This window comes from Microbulbifer elongatus (assembly GCF_021165935.1).
GTDB classification, from domain to species: Bacteria; Pseudomonadota; Gammaproteobacteria; order Pseudomonadales; family Cellvibrionaceae; genus Microbulbifer; species Microbulbifer elongatus.
Map to the genome: position 1 here is coordinate 1,726,861 of NZ_CP088953.1, position 21,847 is coordinate 1,748,707.

The 21,847-nt window shown below is 57.5% G+C and carries 12 protein-coding genes; 3 read left to right on the forward strand and 9 right to left on the reverse strand.

Annotated elements, in window-relative coordinates; all coding sequences use genetic code 11:
- Positions 1-33: 33 nt before the first annotated feature.
- Complete coding sequence (locus tag LRR79_RS07085) at positions 34-5,184, reverse strand: S8 family serine peptidase (protein WP_269455107.1); 5,151 nt, start codon at positions 5,182-5,184, stop codon at positions 34-36.
- Positions 5,185-5,445: 261 nt separating this feature from the next.
- On the opposite strand from LRR79_RS07085, the gene LRR79_RS07090 reads away from it, so the two are divergent.
- Positions 5,446-6,135, forward strand: a complete 690-nt coding sequence (locus LRR79_RS07090) for a response regulator transcription factor (protein WP_231759667.1) — start codon at positions 5,446-5,448, stop codon at positions 6,133-6,135.
- A 2-nt stretch (positions 6,136-6,137) separates the two neighbouring features.
- On the opposite strand, the gene LRR79_RS07095 is transcribed toward LRR79_RS07090, so the two are convergent.
- Genes LRR79_RS07095 through LRR79_RS07105 form a run of 3 tightly spaced genes read right to left on the reverse strand, consistent with a single transcriptional unit; the run spans position 6,138 to position 9,184 of the window.
- On the reverse strand, positions 6,138-6,980 hold the full coding sequence (locus tag LRR79_RS07095) for an SDR family NAD(P)-dependent oxidoreductase (protein ID WP_231759668.1): 843 nt from the start codon (positions 6,978-6,980) through the stop codon (positions 6,138-6,140).
- A gap of 56 nt (positions 6,981-7,036) precedes the next feature.
- Complete coding sequence (locus LRR79_RS07100; protein WP_231759669.1) at positions 7,037-8,662, reverse strand: long-chain fatty acid--CoA ligase; 1,626 nt, start codon at positions 8,660-8,662, stop codon at positions 7,037-7,039.
- 42 nt (positions 8,663-8,704) lie between these two features.
- Positions 8,705-9,184 carry a 2,4'-dihydroxyacetophenone dioxygenase family protein gene (locus LRR79_RS07105; protein ID WP_231759670.1) on the reverse strand — a complete coding sequence of 160 codons (480 nt, stop codon included), beginning with the start codon at positions 9,182-9,184 and terminating at the stop codon, positions 8,705-8,707.
- Positions 9,185-9,658: 474 nt separating this feature from the next.
- Between LRR79_RS07105 and LRR79_RS07110 the strand changes: the two genes are divergently transcribed.
- Positions 9,659-12,409 carry a LuxR C-terminal-related transcriptional regulator gene (locus tag LRR79_RS07110; RefSeq protein WP_231759671.1) on the forward strand — a complete coding sequence of 917 codons (2,751 nt, stop codon included), beginning with the start codon at positions 9,659-9,661 and terminating at the stop codon, positions 12,407-12,409.
- 41 nt (positions 12,410-12,450) lie between these two features.
- Here the strand turns inward: LRR79_RS07110 and LRR79_RS07115 are convergent, their stop codons facing one another.
- The 4 genes from LRR79_RS07115 to LRR79_RS07130 form a co-directional block, all read right to left on the reverse strand.
- Positions 12,451-13,461 (reverse strand): HupE/UreJ family protein, encoded by a 1,011-nt coding sequence (locus LRR79_RS07115; RefSeq protein ID WP_231759672.1) that lies wholly within the window; start codon positions 13,459-13,461, stop codon positions 12,451-12,453.
- Between the two features lie 20 nt (positions 13,462-13,481).
- Positions 13,482-14,378 (reverse strand): peptidyl-prolyl cis-trans isomerase, encoded by an 897-nt coding sequence (locus tag LRR79_RS07120; protein WP_231759673.1) that lies wholly within the window; start codon positions 14,376-14,378, stop codon positions 13,482-13,484.
- Between the two features lie 106 nt (positions 14,379-14,484).
- The gene (locus LRR79_RS07125; RefSeq protein ID WP_231759674.1) at positions 14,485-16,749 is read right to left on the reverse strand and encodes a DUF3604 domain-containing protein; all 2,265 of its coding nucleotides are present in this window, start codon (positions 16,747-16,749) and stop codon (positions 14,485-14,487) included.
- Positions 16,750-16,833: 84 nt separating this feature from the next.
- Entirely contained in the window at positions 16,834-17,781 is a 948-nt protein-coding gene (locus tag LRR79_RS07130) for a SphA family protein (protein ID WP_231759675.1), read from the reverse strand.
- Positions 17,782-18,101: 320 nt separating this feature from the next.
- Between LRR79_RS07130 and LRR79_RS07135 the strand changes: the two genes are divergently transcribed.
- Positions 18,102-20,141 (forward strand): TonB-dependent receptor, encoded by a 2,040-nt coding sequence (locus LRR79_RS07135; protein WP_231759676.1) that lies wholly within the window; start codon positions 18,102-18,104, stop codon positions 20,139-20,141.
- 139 nt (positions 20,142-20,280) lie between these two features.
- Here the strand turns inward: LRR79_RS07135 and LRR79_RS07140 are convergent, their stop codons facing one another.
- Complete coding sequence (locus tag LRR79_RS07140; RefSeq protein ID WP_231759677.1) at positions 20,281-21,714, reverse strand: DUF1254 domain-containing protein; 1,434 nt, start codon at positions 21,712-21,714, stop codon at positions 20,281-20,283.
- Between the last annotated feature and the right edge of the window lie 133 nt (positions 21,715-21,847).

Sequence of the window (21,847 nt, forward strand, 5' to 3'; positions counted from 1 at the left end):
CAGCTCAGTTCTGTTGGTACACTACCCGAAGGATTAGCGAATCACACGAAAACGACGAGCCAGTCCGAGCATGGCAAGAAGTCCAAGCAGGAAAGTACCGGTGGAACCGCCTTTCCGTTTCTTCTTGGGTTCTTCTGGCTTAGGTTCTGGTTCCGGCTGAGGCTCCGGTTCCGGATAAGTACAGCTTTCGTCATCTACCGTGGCATTTTCGTCGTAGTTGTCCGCTTCAATATCGGTACACCCCGGCTCTTCACCGTCGGACGCCACCGTCATCATGAACGACTGGCTCGACTTGTCGGCAGGTACCTGCTCGTCGGCAACGGTTACCGTCACTTCGGTCTCACCATACCAGTTGCTTTCCGGGGTGATGGTAATCACGGAGCCGGATGCGTGACCGGAAACCGTCGCGGAAATGTGTTCGCCGCTCACGGAGATCAGGTTTGGCGCCTGGTCCTTATCGATATAGATCACTTCAATTTCCACCGGGGTGTTTTCCGCAGTGGTCTGGTCGGCGATCTCTACCAGAGTCAGGTTGCTCGGTACCACGATGATCTGGCTCTTCACTTCCTGGGCCATACCGTCGATATCACTGACGAAGGCCAGCTCCAGATCCTGCCCGGCCGCAGTTTCCGCCACACGCACCTGGAAGCTCAGGTCAAACTGGGTGGATTCCGGACCTACGTAGTCGTAGCAGACCACGAGATCTTTCTTCAGTCTGCTGTCCAGGTCGTTGTGGGCAAAGCTCTTGCCGACTTCCTGCTTGAAGTAGAACGGATAGCCCTGAACATCCAGCGGGCCGTAGTGGCCGTGCAGGCCGATAGAACCACCACCGGGCTCGCCGGCAAAATCCAGGTCACCGTAGGCCATGGTAAATTCGTATTCACCCTCGCCGTAGCGGTAGCCTTCGTGCACGATCAGGTTGAAGTTGTAACGGTCAGACTTCTCGCTGTTCAGGGTACCCCCAGACCAGCCGATATCGAGGTTCTGGGTACGGGCGTTGACCCACTCGATAATAATATCGTTGATATTATTTTCCGGGTCCTGGGCCCAGGCCAGTGCGATACCGGAACCTTCGGTTTTATTGGCTACCTGATTCAGCGGTGTGCCGAGTGCATCGACGTTGGCACCGAACCAGCTCTGGGAATTTACCGTACCTCTCCAGAATGCCCCGACAAAAGGCGTATAGGGTGCGGAGTAGTAGGGGAATTCCCTGTGCGCGATATGCGCAGCACTATCGTACTGAGCTTCCAGCGCGACGTAGCCCTGGGGTGACACTACCAGCGAGGGATAGGAGCGGTATTCCTTGTTGTTAAACAGGTTGATAGTCGCGTTCTCGCCCCAGAAGCGGCTCAGCTGAATCTGGAATTCCGGGTTCACAAAGTCGGTGGCATTACCACCAATCTCCGGAATGAAACCGTAGTTCTGGAACAGGCCAATAAAGCCACCGTTGCTGGCGCCACCGTAGTTGGGCGTGCGACACATCTGGTCCGTTTCACTGGTAGTGATTTCGTAATCGGGTTTCCAGTCGCCGGAATTTTCCTGCACGCCGTTCACGCGGATGAGATCGCCATCCACGGTGAGATTGTCGCGCATGCGCGGGTTGTTGATCTTCACCGAGCCTTCCACCAGGGTCAGGCCTTCCGGCATCTGGCTGATCAGGTCGATCTCGCGGTCGATACCGGAGTTGTTTTCCAGTACATGCACCGAGACATCGATGATGTCGCCACCGATCGCCTGGGTCTGGCTGGTGGTAATGCTGACATCGTCGGCGCCGCGGGTCAGTTTGACCGGTACGAAGCCCACACTGCCGGGAGCATTGGAGGTGCCGATATCGAAGCCTGCATAGGCTACGTCACCTTCTTTGAGATCGCTCAGGGCCCAGCTCAGATCCACACCTACGGCTTTGCTGCCGTCGGTGCTGGTCGGCCCTTCAACCTGCAGGCCTCCTGCATCGGCGGGCACAATGGCAGTGGCGACTTTGTAGGTGTCCACCAGTTCGAAGCCGTCGTACTCGGTGTTGTCTGCTGCCTTCATGCGGACGTTTTCGACCATTACCCAGTAGCTGCCGGCATCCGGATTGGTAATGCTGCAGTAGTTGAGCTCGATCTGGGTAGACGAGGCGCACAGCAGTTCAGTGTCAATATCCACTTCACCATCAGCGTCCGCATCACGGCCGATGAACACGGTGGCCCACCCGTCGAGGTAGCGTCGCTTGGCCTCGTTCCAGCCCGGTCCGCTGACATTTTCCAGTACTTCGACCACCAGGCGTGCCGTGTTTTCCGGCACCTCGAGCATGGTCACACGGGTGTGGCCCGGCCCGTGGTCTCCATCCATGTAAATGGGGTAGTGGTTGTTATCCTGGGGCAGGGTAACTTCCTCGACCTCGGCTTTTACCGGGGTATAGCCGCGGTAGGCGATGCTGTTCATCGCCGGCAGAGGCAGATCTTTCACATGGTAGCTGCCGTTGTCGCGATGGACTTCGACATTCACCATGCTCGGCAGGCCGGCGCGGTCGAAATTGATCGAAACCGGCCAGTGGGCATCCGGGATGCTGCTATCGGTGGATTCGAAGCGCACTTCACTCCACATTTCCACTTCCGGCTGATCCTCGACGTCGAGTACGCCGTTCCATTCCCACTGTACGTCGGTCAGATCGGCGCGGAATACGATGGTCTGGGTCTCACCCGCTTTCAGGCTGAAGCTCGACGGGAAGGCCGCGATTTTTGCGCCCTGAACCGGCCGTTCACCCTCGCCGGAATTCCATACATCGTAGGTCCAGTCGCCGTTGCTCACGGTCCAGTTGCCGTCGCGGGTGGCGCGCACGGTACGTATCCAGGAACAGTTGCGACGGCAGTTGTTATCCACCAGTTGTGGCAGGTTCAACTGATTTACATCGCCGCCATTTTTCGGGTTGGCGAATTCAAAGTTGGCTGCGGTTTCGTCCATCACCAGACCGGCGTCGACGGCGGCGGCCACATCGATGCGACCGGCACCGGCGCGGTAGGTATGGGCCGGGCGTGGGTCGTTATAGGCGTCGATGGGTTCGCGCACGGTCTGTGCTGCGGTCATCAGCAGTGCGGATTGCACTTCGGCTGCGGTCCAGTCCGGGTGCGCCTGGCGCACCAGGGTCAGGGCACCGGCCACATGGGGGCTAGCCATGGAGGTGCCACTGATCATGGTCCAGTCTTTGGCGAGGCCACCGGTGAACGGCTGCTCATCGGCGTAGGCAGCGAGAATATTCACGCCGGGTGCGCTGATGTGCGGTGCCAGGCTGCCGGTGAAGTGGGTGGCCGGGCCGCGGGAGGAGAAGTCCGCGAGCAGGTCGCCGGCACTTTCATCCAGGGTGCGGGTAATGCTGCCACCGGTGATGGTGATGCTGTGATCGGTGCCGCCATCGTTGACCCAGTTGACCAGTTTGGTACCCGGGTAGCTTTTGATATGCAGACCCGGCAGTGGGTAGATATCGTCGTAGACCTGGGTCTCTTCATTGCTCATACCGGGGTAGGAGTCGTTGTACAGAATAAAACCGCCGGCGCCGCCAGCCTGTACGTTGAAGGCCTTGTCGACGCGGGCGTTCTGGCCGCGTTTACAGATCACGATCTGATCGCTGGTAAAGGTATCGGCAGCAAACTCGTTCAGGCACATTTCATCGCCGAAATCCGCGGCGAGTACCGGTGTGCCGGTGACGCTGCCCTGAGAGAAGCCGGCGATGTCGTCGCTCTTGGGGTCTGTCTCGCTGACCCAGAAAGACGGGGGCGTAGTGGCGCCGCCGCTCATCTCGATTCTGTTGGCGGTAACGTCCATCACGCGGTCAGTGGTGCTCGCGGCCACCACGGTGTACCAGGGTGCGGTGTGGGACAGGGTGTAGAAGCCCTTGCCCGCGTTGCCGGCGGACGCCGCTACGGAAATACCCGCTTCACGCGCGGACAGGAAGGCCATGGCCGTGGCGTCTTCCCAGGGGAAGCGATCGCCACCGCCGATGGAGAAGTTGATAACGTCAACGCCGTCCTGGATGGCCTGGTCGATTGCCTTCAGCATGACCTCGCTGGGACAGCCGCGGTGATCCGGGAAGCAGACCTGGTAGGAAATGATGTTGGCGTGGGGGGCGACACCGGCTGCCTGTTCGAATTCGAAGCCGGTGGGAATACCGTCGCCGACGCTCGGCGTGCCGCCCAGGTAGGGCACATTGTGCACCACGTTACCGGCGGCGGTACTGGCAGTGTGGCTGCCATGACCGTTGTAGTCTTCACCGCTGGCCGGGCGCACACCCTCATAGGTGTCGGTGATAAACGGCCAGCTCCACACGCCGATCAGTTTATCGTTACAGGTGGATGTGCCGGCGGCACAGTCGCCTACGTAATTGCCACTGCCCCAGGGGTTGGTGTGGTCATAGCCGTCGTCACCCACGTCAGCGAAGGAAACGTGGTCGGTGTTGATACCGGTATCCAGGATACCGACGATCATGCCTTCGCCTTTCTGCTCCAGGCTGCTGGCACTGGTCTCACCGTTCCAGATCTTGTCCGCACCGATAAATTCCGGACCGCGGTCGGTGTGCAGTTGCAGCATATCGGAGCGTTGCACGAAGGCTACTTGCGGCAGCTTCGCCATTTCCTTCGCCTGCGCCTGGGTCATCGCCATGGTGAAGCCGTTGATGGCGTCGGTGAACTGCAGGCGCGGGGCGCGCTTCACGCCCAGGGCGCGGGCTTCCTGTACCACCGCCTGCTGCTTGTCCATAAGATAATTTTTATAGCCAACGGCGCGGTTCTGCTGGACGGTCTCCAGTCCACGGGGGCCGCGCGGTACCGCGAGTAGGCCCTGTTCCGCTTCGGCGCGCAGCACGCTCTTCGAGGTAGCGGCGTAGCCCTTAACGCGACCGTCGTAGGTGGCGACCGGCAGATCCTGCAGGCGAATGATGTACACATCCTCGCCACTGCGCGGTGGTTCCTGGGCAAATTTGTCTTCGGCTGAAGCCGGGCGAATCTGCTGGTTTACGCCGCCCGGTCGACGCGGTTGCGTTAGCACGGGGTTGTGCTGCTGTTGTTGAGCGGATGGCTGGGCGAGATCGTCGAGCTGGGCGGCTCGAATCTGCTGTATCCCCGGTGGGGCGTGACTGGCGACCGCCGCCGCGACACTGCTGGCGCAGATCGCAGAGGCGATGACCGTTGCGAGGGTTTTAACTTTCAACGTGATACTCCCGATGCATGGTTACTTATCGTTATTAGCTCCGTGGCCCCGGTGGGCTGCACGGAGGGGTCAACATGAGTATCACGGTCGCTGCGTGCTATCTGTCCTAAATTGTCTCGCTTGGTGCGTATATGGCCTTCGGGGCTGCCTGTGTCGCGAAATGATTGGTTCGTGGCGTGAAATGAAAAATGATCGGTAAACCGTTTGGATAGAATCCGGGGCTGTGGGCATTTGAGTCCGCAGTTTTTCGGATTATTGGATATGCGCGCTCAACGAATTCTATTGATCGAAAGCAATCAGCGGATTGCGCGGCGGATTTTTGGCTGCCTGCAGGATAAGGGGTTTATCGTGTGGCACGATGAGCGTGGGGAGGACATCACCCGCAGCCTTGAACACCAGGTTTTTGATGTTGTCCTCAGCAGTGTGAATACGCCAGGCGACTTCGAGCGAGTCAGTTTGATTCGGCAGGTTTTTCCCGGTCCCCTGTTGGCCATGTCCGACTTCGACGGCCTAAATACGCAGTTGCGCGCCTACGAGCTAGGGGTGGATGACTTCATTGTAAGGCCCGTCGACCTGCGAATTTTGCTGGCCAGGATCGGTGCTGTCCTGCGCAGATACCTTCCGGAAACTTCCTCGGAGCAAGTCGCCAGCGCAATACGGGTTAAAAACCTGACTATCGACCGGAAAAACCAGCGTGTCTTTATCAAAGATACGCCGGTGGCATTTTCTTCCGGTGAATTTGAATTGTTGTGGACCCTCGCTGCGCATCCGCAGCAGGCCTTATCTCGTGAGTACCTGTTCACGCACACGCTCGGGCGCCCCTATGACGGACTGGACCGCACCATCGATCGGCGCGTGAGTCGCCTGCGCAAAAAGCTCGACGCGCGCAGCGATGTGTCACTCACCGTGCGCACGGTATGGGGCAAGGGGTATATGCTCGCGGGGAAATGATCCTAACTTTCCGCCAGGTAGCCGCTTTTCTTCGACGAGCGGATTAACAAAGTGCGCAATATGCGCGGGGAAACACGACCGAGCCAGCCAGCCAGGCTTGCCATTGGGCCGGTAGGAATATGCGCGCGCCCGGAGGTTACACCGCGCACAATATCCCGAGCCACCACCTCGGGGTCTGCACCTGTTTCGCGGTAATAATGCTGCAGTTTATCCAGCTGTCGGGAGGAAATGTTTTCCCCCACCGAATGGATACCGCTGACGATAGCGGTGTTGATGATCCCGGGATAAACACATTGCACCACCATGTCACTGCCGTGCTGCTCCATCGCCAGCACTTCCGTGAAATTACGCACCGCGGCTTTTGAGGCTGCATATGCACTCATGTTCGGTGCGGGCGCCAGCGCCGCGACGGAGGCGATATTCACAATATGCCGGGGGCCACCGGCCTGCTTCATTGCCGGCAAAAATGCCTGCACGAAATGCACGACGCCCATGACGTTCACCCGGTGTATTTTTTCCCACTGATCCAGCGGATGCTCTACGACACCGGCGAGGTAAGCGATCCCGGCGTTGTTGATCAGAATATCCAGCGGGCCCTGTGCCCGGTGAATATCACCCGCAAGATTTTGGACACTATTCCAGTCAGAAACGTCGCACGGATACGTCACACAGTGCCCACCGCGAGACTCTATTATTTCACGCGCCTTTTCCAGTGCCGCCTCACTGAGATCCACCAATATGATCAGGGCACCCTGGCGGGCAAAAGCCTCGGCCGTCGCCAGACCGATACCGGCGGCACCGCCGGTTATCAAGACTTTCTTGTGCTTCAGGTTGCTGTTCGTCATGGCGGTACTTCTCGTAATGGCTCTTCATGGGGTGTCGTACGTAAGGCCTGTGGGTTTCACGGCAACTGGTAATCCTTGAATTGCTCGCGCAGATCCCGCTTCTGGATCTTTCCGGTCGCGGTGTGCGGCAATTGCTCGACCAGCTCCATTGCATCCGGCAACCACCATTTGGGCACCTTGTCGCCGAGGTAGTCGTGCATCGACGCGAGCGTTGGTGGCGTCTGCGGATCCCGCGGCACGATCACTAGAAGCGGACGCTCGGCCCATTTCTCCGAGGACACGCCAATCACCGCGGCTTCTGCTACCAGCGGGTGACCAATGGCGGCGTTTTCCAGGTCGATGGAGCTGATCCACTCGCCGCCGGTTTTGATCACGTCTTTGGAGCGATCACAAATACGCATGTAGCCGTCTCTACTGAAGCTGGCAACATCACCGGTACGGAAGAATCCTTCGCGATCAAACTTGTCTTCGTCTGCCTCGGCATCTTCGTAATAGCCACTGGTGATCCACGGGCCGCGCACCCACACCTCGCCGATGGCTTCACCATTGTGAGGTTGGACTTCGCCGTCGTCGTCCACCAGTTTCATTTCCACACCGAACACTGGCAGGCCCTGGGTGACTCGCACCGCGGAGCGCGCTTCGCGGTCGCTGTCTAACAGGTGGGACTTCAGCTTGCAGATGGTGCCTACCGGAGACATTTCGGTCATGCCCCACGCGTGGATAAATTCCACTCCCTGTTGCTCCTCGAAGTACTCGATCATGGAGCGGGGTGCCGCGGAGCCGCCGACGATCATGCGCTTCAGCGATTCCAGAAACAGGCTGTTATCGCGCAGGTGGTTCTGTAGCGCCAGCCAGATGGTGGGTACGCCAGCGGTGACCGTGACTTCTTCCTCGGCGATTAATTTGTACAGGCTTTCACCGTCGAGTTTCGGGCCGGGTAGCACCAGCTTGGCACCGTTTAACAGTGCGCTGTAGGGAATGCCCCAGGCATTGACGTGAAACAGGGGGAACACCGGCAGTACTGCATCGTGCAGGCCGATATTCAATGCATTGGCGCCGGTCACGGCCATGGAGTGCAATACCGTGGAACGATGGCTGTAGAGGACGCCCTTTGGATTGCCCGTGGTACCGGAGGTGTAACAGAGCGAGGAAGCCGAATTTTCATCCAGCTCCGGCCAGGTGACCTGTTTGCTGTGGCCCGCGATAAACGCTTCGTAGTGGGTTGTGTCGATTTCACTGGATTGGCGATCTTCATCGCCGAGCCAGATCAATTGCCGCAGGCTCGGTGCGCCGCCAGCAATGGGGGAAATCAGATCGACGAACGCCGGATCGGCAAACAGCAGGACGTCGTCGGCGTGATGGACGATATATTCCATCTGCGCGGGAAACAGACGCGGATTGATTGTGTGGCAGACGGCACCGATACCGGAGATCGCGTAGTAGAGTTCCAGGTGGCGGTGATCATTCCAGGCCAGGGTCGCCACGCGATCACCGGGTTTTACACCGGCGGCTGTCAGCGCGTTGGCCAGCTGGCAAACCCGTTCACCAAACTCGCGGTAGCTGTAGCGGAAATTGGGCTTGCCTGCGCAGACAGAGACGATAGTCTGCTCGCCATGAAATTGTGTGGCGTATTTAAAAATACGAGAGACCAGCAACGGCCACTGCATCATTTTGCCAAGCATGAGTGCTCCTAAAGTGAGTTGTGTGGCGATTTAACCGTTGATTCAGGCGTGGCTCAGATCTTTCGGTGCAATATCGTTGGCATGGCAGTACGCCAGGTAGCGATCCATCGCGCTTTTCCAGTTTTCAATGGCACAGACCTGGTCGTTTTCATCCAGGTACAACAGATCACCGGTGGTGATCTGGAAGGTAATGATTTCATCGCCATAGCCCTCGACCCCGACGGGAGTGTGGGAGCTGCCGGCTGTTTCCAATACCACGTCACCGGGTTTGGCAACCCAATCGTGCTCCAGGTATTTCCAGGCACCGGCGATGGTGTACAGCTGGACGGTGCCGGAGTGATGGTGCTTGGGTAGTTGCATGCCCACCGGTGCACGCAGCATGGTGACGGTTTCACCTTTAACCGGGTCGACGCGCAACAGTTTTACGTGCACTTCATCGGTGTAGGGAGTAAAGGGTGTCCAGGGCAGATCGTTGGGATCGATACAGGCGGTGTCGATGGTTTCAAAAAACATTTTGCTCATGGTGGTCTCCGTAGTTCTTCACTCGGTGGCCGGGGCTTATGGATAAACGTGAACCTGCACCCGGCTGCATGAAAAGTGGTCGAGTAAACGAGGAATGGTCAGTCAGCTCGCCCTGTTGTCGAAGTGGCCGTTCGGTCTCGTTTGCACATTTACGATCTCCTCAATATCCGGACAGTGCGTACACAGTCGCTATGGCGTCAGCGGTGAGGCTGACGGGTTACCGTTATGGGGTGCGCAGGCTAGGGTATTCTCAAGGAAGGCACTTCACCCTTTGTTATGATTTTGGAATGAAGTACTGGGTGTTTTAGCTGCATAGGCGTACCGGCTCCGCAGGCGTGACGGTGCGAACAGCGAGAAGCGACGAGGGTTGAGAGGTGTAATGTCGCCTCACTCCTTAGGGTGAGGCGACAGAGTCTGGCCCCTGATTAAATACCTGGCGATGTATAGCTCCCGTCGCCCCGAACGGAGAACTCGATGGTCTCTGGCACTGAAAATACTTTCGGCTCCCCGGCCCTGATCGCCACGCGCATGGCACCACCGCGGCTGGCGGATGGCAGTGTGCAGCGGGAGCGGCTGCTGCGGCGTGTCTGTAGCCGAAAAGGGCCGGTCGCGCCACTGTGTCTGGTTACGGCGCCTGCGGGCTATGGCAAATCGACGTTTATGGCGCAGTGTCTGCGCCACCTGGAAAATCTGGGCGTGAGCACCGGCTGGTTGACGCTGGAGGCGGACGACAATGAGGGGGAGACGTTCTTCTACTACCTGAGGGCGGCGTTCGGCCGGCTCAATCCGTCTTTTTCCCGCAAACTCGGCGCCCCGCCTCTCGATCTCGACACGCCCGCTGGGGTGCGACGGCTGGTCACTGAATTCCTCGGTTCACTGAAGGCCAACAAGCGCTACGCGCTGTTTCTGGATGACTACCAGCAAATTGAAAGTCCGCAGGTGCACGCGCTGGTGCAGTATCTGCTGAAGCACCTGCCGGACAACCTGGGCGTCTTTATCGGCTCCCGCAGCCTGCCCCCAATTCCCTTGTCGCGCCTGCGGGCAGCGGGCGAGCTGCTGGAAATCGACAGCCGTGCGCTCGGATTCGGCGACGACGAGACCGGTGCACTTTTGCGCGAGGCCAATCAACTGCAGGTGAGTGACGATGAAGTGGCACTGTTGCTGTCCCGTACCGGCGGCTGGGCGGCGGTGTTACAGTTGGCGGCACTGTCTATGCGAGGCTCTCCGGATCGCGGTCGATTTGTCAGTGCCTTTTCCGGCAATCACGATTCCGTCGCGGACTTTCTCGCCGAAGAGGTTGTGGTACAGATGCCAGCGGCGCTCGCCGATTTTCTGCGCCGTGCCGCCATTCTCGAACGTTTTTGCGCGCCCCTGTGTGAAGCGGTCACCGGCGACCGTCAGCACAGTGTTGATCTCGCCCGCCTGCGCGACGCGCGGCTGCTGGTGCAGAGCCTGGATGAAGTCGGTTACTGGTATCGACTACACCCGTTGTTTCGCGATTTTCTGTTGCGCCAGCTGGCGTCTGCGGATGCCAGCGAGCACGCAGAATTGCACCGCAGGGCCAGCGTCTGGTTTGAGGAGGAGGGTCTGATCCCGGAAGCCATTCAGCATGCCATCAGCGCAGGAGACCACGGTCGAGCCCTGGACCTGCTCGACGAGCAAGGGGTCAGCCAGATTGCGCAGGGGTATATGTTCCAGTTGCTCGGTCTGATCCGCCGTCTGCCAGAAGCGCTGTTGGGGGACAGCCTGAATGTGTTGATTCAATTGACCTGGCTGCAGGTGCTGAGCAATCAGTTGCACCAGGGACGACGTATGCTGGATGAATTGAAAGCGCGCAGCGCCACGCTCGATCTGGCGCAGAAAGTGGAAGTGCACCTGATCGAGGCCAATCTATACACCATCGACGATCAGGTAGAAAAGGCCGGACAGCTGGCTGAACAGTGGCTGCCACAGGCACCCGCAGATCCGGTATATCTGCGGCCTACTTTTCGCCTGATACAGGGGTTTGTGTGTTATCACCGGCGGGATTTCGCTGGCGCACAGTCGGTGGCACAAGAATTACTGGCAACCGCGACAGAGGCCGACCTGGTCTACAACCAGGCCTACGCGAGCTGTCTCGACGCTCTGGTTTACCTGGTTGGCGCCAGGCTCAAGCAAGGCGTGGACGCGATGGAAGTGCAGTTGCGTAACTTACTGCGCTTCGTTTTGCCCAGCTCGCAATTGATCGCTTTGGTGGAATCCATGCTGGGGGTGCTGTATTACTATCGCGGCGATCTGCAGCGGGCTGAGAGTTCCTTTCAGCGTGGCCTGGATGCGCAGCGTGTCATCGCTACGTTAGACCTGGTTATTGCCGTCACCCGCGCGCGCGTTCAGCTGCTTTTCAGGCAGCAGAAACACGAGGCCTTGCTGGACTACTTGCGGGAGACAGAGCAGCTGGCGCAAGCGCGGGGCTGGAAGCGGCTGCTGGCGTGCCTGATTCACGAGCGGGTGCGCATTCTGCTGGCACTGGGCGAACTGCCCCAGGCGCGAAGCCGATTTGATCAGTGGCAGCGCGAGCGGGCGACGTTTGACGGACTTCCCGGGCATACCAGGGATAGCCTGGACTACTGGTCGAGTGTTGCAGATGCGCGCCTGCGCCTTGCAGAGGGCGATATCGAGGGCGCCGAGGTTCAGCTGCAACCGGTTTTGCGCGAGTTTCTTAATGGCGAGAACCGGTTTCGCGCCATGGAATTGCATTTATTACTGGCCCGCATCCGCCTGGCAGCCAAACGCGATATGCTGGCGAAGCAGTCGCTGGAAAGTGCCCTCGCTCTGGATACCGATCACAGTACGGTGCAGCTCTTTCGCGATGAAGGCGAGGAAATTATTGGCGCGTTGCAATCCCTGAAAATGGACCTGCAACAAGCGCCGGATAACTCCTGTCACCAGATCTGGCAACGACAGATCGAAACGATCATTACCCCCTTCGAGGGTGCGCCCTCCGCGGGTGTTCCGGGGCGTCCCACCGAGCTTGCTGAAACCACTTCGGTCAATGAACTGACCAAAAAAGAACTGGCGACACTTGCGCTACTGGTGGAGGGGCTTTCGAATAAAGAAATTTCAGATCGCCTGTGCGTTTCCATCAATACGGTGAAAACCCATTTGAAATCCGCCTATGGAAAGCTTGGCGTCTCAAGGCGCACACAGGCGGTGCGCACGCTAAAACGTCTGGGGGTATTCGAGTAAGTTCGTTTCTGTGAAGGGCGCAATTATTATTCGAGACCAAGTCAAAATATCTGCACTACCCGCTCGCAAAACCAGAAGGTTGCCAGACAGCCGATTCCATAGGTGGTGGCCGTCAGTGAATGCCGTCTTGCGGTATCCAATGCGCTGAAGCGGCGGGCCAACGCAATACTGCCGAGCACGATGGCAATAAATATCAGCTGACCGAGCTCCACGCCGAGGTTAAAGGTAAAAAGGGCCAGCGGAATATCACCCTCTGGAAGCCCGAGCTCATTTAGCGCGCCGGCAAACCCGAATCCGTGAAGCAGGCCGAATGAGAAGGCGACCAGCCAGGGCCAGCGCGCGGTGGCGCTGGGCTTGCCTTCCCGCGCGCGAATAATCTCGGTTGCCAGCAACACAATACTCAGCGCGATCACAGACTCCACCGGGATGGAAGACAGCCGCACCACACCCAGGGTGGACAGTGTTAGGGTGATCGAATGCGCAAGGGTAAAGGCGGTGACAGTCCACAGCAGGGTGCGGGTATTGCGCACAATCAGCAGAATAGCCAGTACGAACAGCAGGTGGTCAAATCCAAACAGAATATGATCGACCCCATGGCGAAGGTAGCTGATCGCAATACCTGTGGTGGATTGTGGTTGTGGTATCTCTACCCAGGGTTGGCTGGGTTGTACCAGCGCGGTGGACTGGGAGCCATCGTGATACTGAACGCGCACCAGCACATCGGTAATGGTCGCCTGCAGTCCATTGAAGTCGATACGCTCTCCGGCGAGGCCGGCAGCGAGGCGGATACGGCGGCGCTCGATCAGCGAATCCTGCAGGTGCTGGGTAACTGGCTCACCGAGTGGTTGTGTATTTTCTGGCAACCCCAGTGCGACCGGTAGCAGGCGCCCGGATTTTACCGGCGTGCGCCACAGCAGGGTGTATTCGCCAGTGGCCGTTTCGTCGCATTGCAGATAGGCGGGGCGGGCGTCGTGCGCCGCCACCGAGCCGGCGAAACAAAGCAGCAGAAGAAGAAACAGTGTGTTGATCAGTTTGCGCATCATGACTTGCATTATTGGCCGCACTCCGTCAACTATTCGGCCGCGAGCTGCGGCGCTGGCTCGGGGAGTACGACTTCATACTTCTCACGCATTGCCTGATAGGCGGCCTGCTTGAATACGTCGCGCTGATTGGCTGTCCAGTCCGCTTTTACTTCTGCGAATACCTCCTCAAATTCCGGCATCCGCGCCGGCGTTAGTGAATCAATATGAATCAGATGCCAGCCGAACCCGGACTGGATGGGCCCGGCCCAGATATTATCCCTGTGCTCGAACAAGTGCTGGGAAAAGTCTGGCCCGAATACTGAGGAAATCTGTGCGGGTGTACGTTCCGGATAATAGTCCTGGAACATAAATGGATCGCCCACAGGCGCCTCATCCGCGCGATTATCGAAATCGGCGAGCGCCTGAATGGCATCCTGTTGCGCTCGTTCACCCCGTGTATCGAAAGCAAAAAACACATGGCGAAAGGTGATTCGCGCAGGCAGGGAAAACTCGTCCGGGTTCTCCCTGAACCATGCTTGCAACTCTTCTCGGGTGGGTTGGCGCAGGGTGGAGAGGTCTTCCGCGAGGAAGTCCATTTTCTGTGCCATGCGGCGCTTGACGATAGTGTCGCCCTTGTCGAGCCCCATGGCCAGCGCTTCCCGGTAGAGTACTTCCTCGCGCACTTTGGCTTCGATCAGGTTCTGGAACTGGGGCGAGTTTCTCGGCGGTAGCTGCGTGGTACGCAGCGCCACCTGCATCTGTAGCAGATCATCCTGGGTAATAAAGATCTGCTGTGGAGTGTCGTCAACGCTCTTCCGGTTGAGGGTGCTGTCAGCGGCGAATACCAGAACCGCTACGGCGAAAAAATGTACCAGCGGTTCCCGTAGCCAATTTTTTAAGGTGTCTGCTTTCATGGTTTCCTGATCGTCAGCGCGCTTGCGGCGCACCGATTTTCTGTCGTTATTGTGAGATAGAAATATTTTTTGTTGTCAGAGTGTCGCGTGGCTGATCACGAGTGGGTGCCGGTCTGGAAACCCACTCGTGATCACTGCGCTATTTGCGTTTGACGTCATCGAGATCGATTAAGTGCTTCGGTGTCTTGATAATCTCATAATTGGCAAAACCGAATTCATCGCTGCGAGACAGTAGAGTTCTATCGCCGGTTTTGAATACGGTCCACGCCATGGGGCCATTGCCGAAGTCTTCGACAATCTGGTTGTCCTTGATTTCATAGTGAGTTGGCAGGCCAAGATAGGAATCTTTACTGGCAAAGCCAAAATGTTGCGGAATGGGATCGGAAGGATTGATATTCCAGAATGTCCTCTGACCATTTTTCTCCCAGACTATGCGGAAGGTCGAACCGGTCACCAGGTTTTTCAGCCAGGTGCTTTTACCCTCGATCAGCGTTTTCAGCTCCGCATCGGTCAGCATTTTTCCGCCCTGCTGCTTCAGGTCGGCAATCCGCGTACCGCCTGTCTTCGCCTTTTGACGGAACTCGTTGGTAGGGGTGTACCAGATGGGTGAGCTCCAGGCGCGCTCCTGAACTGTGGCGGGTACGTTGGTCGGCGGCGTGATACCCAGCTCTTTTGCCTGAATGGTGGTCCAGCGCGGTGTGGGAATCTCCAGTGCCCGCGCGTAGTAAAAGGCATCCAGCGAGGGGTCGAAATCCGGATCCGTCCAAACCGTTTTCAACTCCGTTTTACCAATGGAGTTCTTGTAGCTGGCCTCCATGATATTCACCGTAGAACCGATGGCGGGTACCTTACCTGTAATAACGTCCGGCGAACGGTCACCGGCCCACACCACGTCGTACACCTTTTCAAAGGCCTGACCATCTTTGGACCAGCCCTTGACGATCTGTATCCGGTCGAGATTGCCGGCTGTAGGATCTTTCACCGCCCATACAATAAAAGCGGGCGCCTTACCGGACTCTGCCGCCGTCAGATCTCCGCCCATGGGCACACCCTTGGCGTAGGCGCCTTTTACCCACTCGCGGCCGTCGACTGCGTTTTTATCGAAATCCCACCCGCCGAAGAAGCGCAACTTCAGCCGAGTACCGCTGGTGGCAAAGGTTTCTTTGCGCTTCATGCCTTCGAACAGGGATGCGCGGGTGTTTTCTCCGGCCCAGATCGCCGTCAGGCCCGCGGGGTTAAGCAGTCGAGTATCCAGCCCCGCAAACAGGTGGCCCCGCATGCGCTCTTTCAGTCCGCCATCGGCCTTGGCGTGGCCGCCAAAAAAATTGTCCTGGCGGTAGGGGGCGGCACCATTGTGGGAATCGGAACCGCCGACAACCCCGGTTTTATACGGGTTGTAGCCGCGGGTGCCCTGCATCGCGATACCACTTTTCAGCCCGTCGCGCACGTAGCTGCCGGGGATCTTGGGGAACTTTCCAGGGGGGTCGCCCAGCAGATAGGAGAATATTTCGTAGTCGGCAAATTCGTCATTTGGGGAGAGCAGGGGGTGCGTCTCCGACTGTCCCTTGATCTGCTTGATCTCGGTCAGCGGTTCATTGCGCATACGCGCTTCGGCCCAGGCCTTGTCAATCGGGCGACCCTTGAAATTGACTTCCATGGGAAACATCAGGCCGTCGGATACATCCGCGTTGTGGGAGATAGCTAACAGTTCAACACCCTGCGCGCGCTGTTTGTCCATCCATGCCCAAAGATCTTCCGGTGCCTGAGAGTCAAAAGAGGAAAACGGCATTTTGGGCAATTTTTTGCCATCTTTAAAATATACGTTTCGGTGCAAATTGGCATTGTTGGGGGTCGACGTCCATTCATAGGCGTTGAACGCGGTAAATTTCCCCGGTTCATTCGCCGCGTCGGCGGCCTCATTGTTTTTGTCCCAGATCGTGGAAGCAAGTTTTGGTGCGACCAATTCCGGGAACGGCTTGTTGTCGATCATGGAGCGGCCAAGCAATAGATAGATACGCTGGATATCCGATGCATCATGCACGATCAGCTTTTTGCCGAGCTCGGTCTTCGCAAGCGCTGATCCCGGTGTATTTGCCGCCTGGATAATGCCGACATATTCGGAGTGGTCGGTCACGCCCAACCAATCCAGTGGCTGGGAGATCTTCATCTCGTATCCCAGGGCGTGCATCAGAGGCTTGCCCTTGGCGTATTCGTAAGCCTGAGCCGGGGTGGATTTGGTATTGCCGAAGATATAGGCGTCAAAAGACCAGCTGGTATGGAGGTGTTGCTCGCCATAGAACACCTCTCTTTTAGCGGGGTCTTCCGCTCCGTATCCGTTAACACTGATCGAAAGCAGTACTGAAAATGCTGCGCCGACAGGCACTGACCTGAGTCTTGAGTTCATTGAGCTTCCCCGCCCCTTTCTCTGGGTTGATCCTTGGCGGGATCAGTATAGTCAACCACTGGCGTGCCTCAGAGGTTGCTGGCGTTACTTTCCCTTGGTTAACGGAATGTTTATTGTCATGAAAATGTCACCCCCTTCAGGGCGATGCTTGGTAGAGAATTCGCCATACCCCCGCAAATTTAGAAATATGGAACGACTGCCGGCCTGGAAGGTGTATCCGATCTGCGGGCCTACGGCAAAGGTCCGGCTTTTGAAATCCCCCAGCGCAGGAGGCTGCCCACTGTCAGGTGTGAGCTGCATATAGGCGTAGCCGACAAGGCCGACAAAAAACTGCTCGGTGAGTGAGCGAGACAGGCCAAGGTCGAGATGGGAGTCGATACCACTTTGGTAATGCGTGTCAGAATTTTCAAGGTTGTAAGTAAACCCCGCGGTGGCGGAAAACTCCCACCCGCTTTTCGTATTCATATAGGTATAGCCACCTCCGATATCCACAGCACCGTGGCCAATACCCAGGTTGGAAAGGCGGTTGGGATTGTAGGACCCAACTGGAATATCCCCCGTAATGTACGTCATCCAGTTGTGTGTGCCGTGGTTCCAGAAGAGCTGCAATGTAGGATAAAGGTCTCCAAAGCCGCTTACCGAGTCACTCTGTCTTTGCCGGAATAGCTCCGTGGCGACAACTGCCGAGGTGTCGGCGTAGCCTGGGAATAGCGCGAGGGAAAGGCTGGGGCGCGCGCCCAGAATCTGCTTATCCGGAGAATAGGTAGGCACCAAGAACTGGGCGGCGAAATCGGTGTCCAGGCCAAAGGAAAGCAGGTTTCCGCGAGTGAGTGCCCGTGTCGACTCGGCACTGCCGGAGTAGTAATAGGTCTGCATGGGCAGCGACCACTCCGAGGTCGGTGCAATAGCGGAAAAACTCGCGTATTGCCCCGGTAGCCAGAAGCTGACGCCACCTTCGTCAGCGCGCAGCGGCAGCGATAGGCTGAGAATTCCCACAGCGGATACCCCCAACAAATGAAATAATTTTTTCATAATGGTCTTTTCCTAAAGTTGCTGCGGAATTTTTTTGCGGCCAGGTTCTGCACTCCAGATTGCTACGTAAACCTCGGCCATGGGTTATACCCTATTGAGCTTAGACGTTGAGCCCATGGGTGATTTGTGAGCCATGGCCCCGCCAATATCCGTCTACATTCAGGGATCCCTGCACTGCGGGTTTATCGGTGATCGAGCGCTGGCGCTGGTGGTTGGTAGTGACTTGAAAACTCAATCGGAATTGGAATCTTCGGCTACAATAAATGCAAAATTTTTTCCGTTTTCCAGCAATCAATCCTTAATCAATAACGAGGAATAACATGGATCCGTTTATTTCCTTGATGGCCGTTGCGCTGTCCGGCTCGCCCGACACACTGGAAGCGGAAGCCAATACTGCATCACTGGAAGAAGTGTCTGTGCTCGGCCGGCGCCTGAACCTGACCGGGGAGGCTATCTCCGCGTCTCAGGGTGAGGTGGGGCCGGCGGAGATCGGCAGCTGGCCTTTGCTGCGCACAGGCGATCTGATGGAATTTGTGCCTGGCATGGTAGCCACGCAACACTCCGGAAGTGGCAAAGCCAATCAGTATTTTCTGCGGGGGTTTAATCTGGACCACGGCACCGACTTCGCCACGTTTGTAGACGGCATGCCGGTGAACCTGCGTACCCATGGGCACGGCCAGGGTTATACCGATCTCAACTTCGTGATTGCAGAAACCGTTCAGCGGTTGCGTTATCGCAAGGGGCCCTACTACGCGGACATCGGAGACTTCTCCTCCGCAGGGGCGGCGGAGTTCACGATTGCCGACCAGTTGCCACAGGGTTTAGCCGAGGGTAGCGTTGGTGAGTACGGCTGGCGTCGGGGCGTCATTGCGGACTCCGCGGAGGTTTCCTCGTCGCAACTGCTGTACGCTGCGGAATGGCAGACGTATTCCGGCCCCTGGAGTGATATCGATGAGGATGTGGGCAAGCTCAATCTTCTTGCGCGCCTTTCCGGTGATCTCGGCGTGGGCCGTGGACGTGTAACCCTGATGAGCTACGACAATCAGTGGAACTCACCAGACCAGATTCCCGCCCGCGCGGTAGCCTCGGGTAAGATTGATGCCTACGGCTCCCTGGACCCGACGCTCGGTGGTGAGACCAGTCGTCATAGTCTCTCCGCGGGCTGGGACGCCCCCCTGGCCGGTGGCGATTTCAGCGCCAGCGGCTACATGATTGACTACGAGTTTTCCCTTTGGTCCAACTTCACCTACCGGCTGGATAATCCGCAACAGGGGGATCAGTTCAAGCAGTTTGACGATCGCCGCATCTACGGGTTTGATCTGGCGCAATCCTGGGATGGGGAGCGGGGAGGTTGGCAGCTGGGCCTACAGGGGCGGCGGGATGATATCGCCCAGGTGGGCCTGTACCGCACCAATCGTCGTGCCCATGTTTCTACCGTGCGCGAGGACGCGGTGGAGGAGGACAGTCTCGGTATCTACGCCGCGCACCAGTATCAGCTGACGGATACGGTGCGCAGTTATCTCGGCCTGCGCTATGACCATTTTGATTTCGATGTGGACGCGTCGCTGCCGGTGAACAGTGGCACTCGTTCCGATGGCGCCTCTTCGGTGAAGGCAAGCCTGGCCTGGCAGCCGCTGCCGGTGGCCGAATTTTATGCGAGCTTTGGGCAGGGGCTCCACTCAAACGATGCCCGTGGCACCGTAATACAGGTCGATCCTAACAGTGGCGATCTGGTGGATTCTGTGGATCCACTGGTGGCGTCGACCGGTTACGAGCTGGGTGCGCGGGTGTTCGTGACCGATCAGCTGCACGGAACACTCGCGGTGTGGGATCTGGCGCTGGATTCGGAACTGTTGTTTGTCGGTGATGCCGGCAACACCGAGGCCAGTCGACCCAGCGAACGCAGTGGGGTTGAACTGGGAGTTTACTGGTTCGTCACCGATGCGTTGAATACCGAGCTGGAGCTGGCGTATACCGATGCGGGTTTTGCGGATCGAGATCCGGCCGGTAGCGACATTCCCGGTGCCATTCCTTTTGTTGCCAGCGCGGCGGTGAATTACAACGGGCAGAATGGTTGGTTTGCGGCATTACATCTGCGCCACTTCGGCCCCTACCCTCTGATTGAAGATGGCAGCGTGGAATCCGAAGGTGCATCCATGGTCAATCTGCGGGTGGGGCGCGAGTTCAGTGACTGGCGCATCCAGGTGGATCTTCTGAACGCTCTGGATTCCGATGACCACGATGTCGACTACTTCTATGGGTCACGTCTGCCGGGAGAAGCCATGAGCGGGGTGGAAGATGTGCACTATCACATTTTCGAACCCCGCGCGCTGCGTGCATCCGTCCGGTACCGCTTCTGACGGGCTGACGAAAGCCCCTGGTTCATTTGCGAAAAGGCGTGAACAGACACTTCCGTCAACCTGGTCAACTTGATGTTGAGACGATCGAAAGTAGAACCCCGGTCTACACAGGCAAGTTGCCTGTGTAGACCGGATGGGACTATCGAGCCCCATTTTTCTCAATCACCGGTGGCCACCAGCTTCCGTCCAGTACTGATGGCGGGTTTGGTTTCGGCCAGTACAGACGGAACATGGGGATGAACTTCGAATCTGGTGCGGGCAGCCAGTTCGACTCTTTTTCCGGGCCTGGGTTCTCCTTCTGCAGGTACATGGTGATGGAACCATCCGGATTCTTCTTCAGCTTGTTGCGTTCGCTGAGGGTGTATCGGTTGAGTGGGTTTTCAATAAAGAAATACCCCTCGTCATACATGGTCAGAGACCAGAAGCCATTGGCCGGTGGCAGATCCTTTTCTGACTTGAAGTTAATGACGTAGTTGTACTTTGAGCTATCCAGCGGGTCGCCATCGGCGTCGGTCTGACCCACAGGGTAGACGGCATCCTTGGGCGGATTGGCAGGGATCCCGAACGCCGCGAGCCAGGCGCGGGCCATATAGTCGGTACCGTAGTGGCCAACTTTCAGGTTGATCAACCAGCCGTTTTTAATTTTTCCGGAATCTTTGGTGTAGGCGACAATCTGTTGCCAGGCGGTTTTGGGTGTCTGCTTGATGGCATCGGCGACTGCCGGGTCCATTTTGCTCAGGTCAAATGGTTTGCCCGGTTCCAGTCCGATTTTTTTCATCTTCGCCACCATCGGTGCATCTTCCGAAATCGGTGGGTTGTTTTTCATCAGTGATGCCATCCAGCTAAAATACTCTTCGGCATTCAAGGCGTTGACCTGATTACGCACCGCGGTTTTCATGTCGATCTTCGGGTCTACCTTGCCCGCGGGCGGGTTGTATTCCTTGCCCCAGTAACTGAGCGGGTACAGTTTGTACTGGTCCTGTAGCGCCCACACTTTCTTGTAATCTTCCGGGGTTCCGGTGGAGTAGGTGCGAGCCATGATCCACACGGTAGCGGTGGGCGATTTCAGTTCTTTCACCCCGTCAGGCAGTTTTCCGCTCCAGCCGGGGCCGGTGATCGCGTAGGCCTGTGCCTTCTGACCGGTGCTCCGGGATCCCGGGCTCATAATCACTGGTACCCAGGCGTCATAAAACTCCCAGACGTAATAGCGATCGCCCATATCGGGCCAGCTGACGATCCAGGGTTCTTTGGAGACATCGACGAAGGCATTGGAATAGAGTGTGTCCGCATTGGGTGCGGTGACGTCGCGGAATTTTGCCGTAGGGTATTCCCGCAAATTGGCAAACTGCCCCATGGGCGCATGTTTCGAGGTGGGCTTGGCAACGTTGGTCATCACCTGCCGGGTCATTTCCACCGACATTAGTGAGTAGCCATAAATATAGGCGTCAATCGCGAGCTGTTTTGCTTCGGCCGGAGTCAGTTTTGACTCGGCAGACACACTGGCTGTGGAAAAACTCACAGTGAGACACATTGCGGCGCTGATTAGGGTGCGCCAGATCATCGATCGACTCATAGGGGGCTCCTTAGTCGCTCATTGAGGGGGCAAGGTTAATCGATAGGGATTCTGGGAAAATGGTGGTGTGGGAAAGCCTCCACTTCTGAAAGTCTAGACGCCGAATACATTGCCGCAATAAAAAAGCCCCGAC